Here is a 3,228-nt window from a genome sequence, read left to right on the forward strand (position 1 = left end):
TATTATCTGAAACTAATTGGCTAATACCGTAAAGCATTTCAGATTTTATATTTGTATCTAAATTAAGATATGGATGTTGTCTTAAAATCATAACAACTTCTTCCAAAGCGGTGTTTCCTGCGCGCTCGCCAATACCGTTAATAGTACATTCTATTTGGCGTGCACCGTTAATGACACCTTCAATAGAATTTGCTGTTGCCAATCCTAAATCGTTATGGCAATGACAAGATAAAATAGCCTTGTCCATACCTTTTACGTTTTCTTTTAGGTATTTAATTTTTGCCCCATATTCATGTGGTAAGCAGTAACCCGTTGTATCTGGAATATTTAAAACGGTTGCCCCAGCTTTTATTACAGCTTCGCAAACACGTGCTAAATAGTCGTTATCGGTTCTACCAGCATCTTCAGCATAAAATTCTACATCTTCAACAAAAGATTTCGCATAAGTTACGGCTTTAACAGCACGCTCAATAATGGCATCTCTATTGGAGTTGAATTTAAATTTTATATGAGAATCTGAAGTTCCAATTCCTGTATGGATTCTTGCTGTTTTAGCATATTTTAATGCTTCGGCCGCTACTTTTATATCATTTTCTACAGATCGGGTTAAACCACAAACCGTAGCGTGTTTTACTAGTTTTGAAATAGCTTCAACCGATTTGAAGTCACCAGGACTTGATACCGGGAAACCAGCTTCAATAATGTCAACTCCCAATAAATCAAGTTGCTCAGCAATAATTAATTTTTGGTCGGTATTTAATTTACAACCCGGGACCTGTTCACCATCTCTTAGCGTTGTATCAAAAATTTGAACGTTATTATCAGACATTTATTAAAATATATTTTCGTATTGTTACACGAATTTATATTTTGTATTTCTAAATACAGAACTTCATATATAAATATTACGATGTTTAACTATGCGTATATCGAGTTAAGTAATTGAAAATCAGTTTAATAATACTGTTTTTACGACTATGACAAAAGAGCAAAAAGATAATTTATTTATACTAATTAAATCGTTGTCTAAATCAGAAAAAAGACAATTCAAGCTTTATGTGGGTCGTTTAGGTGTAAATGAAGACTCAAAATTTTTGATGCTCTTTAATATTCTTGATAAACTTTCGGTGTATGATGAAGCCGTTATCCTTAAAAAAGGAATTGTAAAAAAACAGCAACTTTCAAATTTAAAAGCCCATTTATATAAACAGATTTTAATTAGTTTACGATTAAATCCTTCACACCAAGATATCCGAATTCAGATACGCGAACAGTTGGATTTTGCAACCATTTTATACCACAAAGGCCTGTACAAGCAGAGTTTGAAAATTTTGGATAAAGCTAAAAATTTAGCCATTTCAAACGAAGAAAAAAATGCAGCCTACGAAATTGTCGAGCTCGAAAAAATTATAGAATCGCAATACATAACGCGAAGTCTTAGTAACCGAGCAGATGAGTTGTCCATTCAGGCAAAAGAACTGAGTTTGCAAAATGTTTTAGCAAGTAAACTATCTAATTTATCGTTGCAATTGTATGGCTTATTTTTAAAAATGGGCTATATTAAAAACGATGAAGATTATCAAATCATCAAAAAATATTTTAACGATAGGCTTCCAAAATATGATATTAATAAACTTGGGTTCAGAGAAAAACTCTGGCTTTATAAATCCTATTTATGGTATAGTTTTTTAACCGTCGATTTTTTATCCTGCTACAAATATGCTTCAAAATGGGTGGATTTGTTTTATGATAATAAAGATATGATTGCACAAAATCCTGTCTTTTTTCTAAAAGGAAATAATTATTTACTGGAATCATTATTTTATCTTAGAAAACATAAAAAATTTAAATCTTCATTATCAAAACTAGAAGCGCTTACTAAGGAGAAATGGTTCCCAACAGATGATAATATTGATGGTTTGGCCTTTCTATATATCTACAATAATAAATTCAATTTACACTTTATTGAAGGTAGTTTTGAAGCAGGATTGCCGCTTATTGATGAAGTTCTTGAGCGCCTAGAAAATTATAAAAATCGCATTGACGAGCATCATATTATGGTTTTCTATTACAAAATAGCAAGTATGTATTTTGGTGCCGGAGATAATAAAAAATGCATCCAATACCTAGAGAAAATAATAAGTAATAAATCGCTCCAAATGCGCGAGGATTTGTTGTGTTTTGCAAGAATTTTAAACCTCGTTGCCCACTATGAAGCTGGGTTAGATTATAACTTAGAGGTCCTAATAAAAAGTACCTATAAGTTCCTTATTAAAATGGAAGATTTGTATGAAGTACAAAAAGAATTCATCAAGTTTTTACGTGGTTTGGGAGATATTTATCCGCACGAAGTCAAGGCAGAATTCATCAAACTCCATAAAAAATTAAAAACCTATGAAAACGACCCATACCAAAGTCGTTCCTTTCTGTATCTAGACATCATTTCTTGGCTAGAATCAAAAATTGAAAATCGCCCAATTGGCGAAATCATCCGCGAAAAGTTTAAAGCATTAAAAGCATAATAATTAATTTTTGGGCGCCCGCCTGCCGGCAGGCAGGTACCCCACAGGGGTCGGGCTTTCCTTTGCATGTTCTCACGCGGGCAAGATTGCAAAAGCAGGTAATAAATCTGTTTGAAAAAATTGTTTTAGGCAATGCTATTATTGATTGCTCACATCCCTAAAACCCTTTGAAGGGGTATTAGGTTTTTTTTTATTATTGCAACCTTTTTTGTTTCCTTCCAACAAGCAGGTTATAAAAACAAGGCTTCTCTTTCTTAAACACTAGTCATTCAGAATAATAAGTTAAAACCTGCTATTAATCTACCAATTTTGAAAAATATCTGCTAAAACATTTGGATATTAACGTTTCAGATTCAATATTTGCATTCACAAAAGTTCAAACACGTATTGAAATGTTATCAAGAAAGGCGGAGGGATAGACCCATTGAAGCCTTAGCAACCCTTTAAACTTATTAAAGAAGGTGCTAAATTCTACTTAAATTACCAATTCATTTATTGGTATTTGGATAGATAACCACAACAAAATTGCTTCAAGTAATTTTAAAAACTCTTATAACATTTTTCTATTAAGTATGCTTCGAAAGGAGCAATTATTATTAATCAACGGTCTTTTACCTTGCCATAAAAAAGGTCAGAAATGTTGCAAATATTTCTGAAAGAGGCCATAAAAAATTAGAAAAATGAGCAATCAAAAATTAGCCACAAA

The 3,228-nt window shown here is 32.2% G+C and carries 2 protein-coding genes and 1 riboswitch; of the genes, one reads left to right on the forward strand and one right to left on the reverse strand.

Annotation, left to right across the window (positions count from 1 at the left end):
* Positions 1-829: 2-isopropylmalate synthase (locus WBN21_RS16575; protein WP_424202251.1), on the reverse strand; the 829-nt coding region annotated here is incomplete at its 3' end.
* Positions 830-977: 148 nt separating this feature from the next.
* On the opposite strand from WBN21_RS16575, the gene WBN21_RS16580 reads away from it, so the two are divergent.
* Entirely contained in the window at positions 978-2,522 is a 1,545-nt protein-coding gene (locus WBN21_RS16580; protein ID WP_424202253.1) for a hypothetical protein, read from the forward strand.
* A gap of 392 nt (positions 2,523-2,914) precedes the next feature.
* Positions 2,915-3,039, forward strand: a riboswitch (SAM riboswitch).
* Positions 3,040-3,228: the final 189 nt, after the last annotated feature.

The sequence above is a fragment of the Algibacter sp. genome (assembly GCF_049667265.1).
GTDB lineage: Bacteria > Bacteroidota > Bacteroidia > Flavobacteriales > Flavobacteriaceae > Algibacter_B.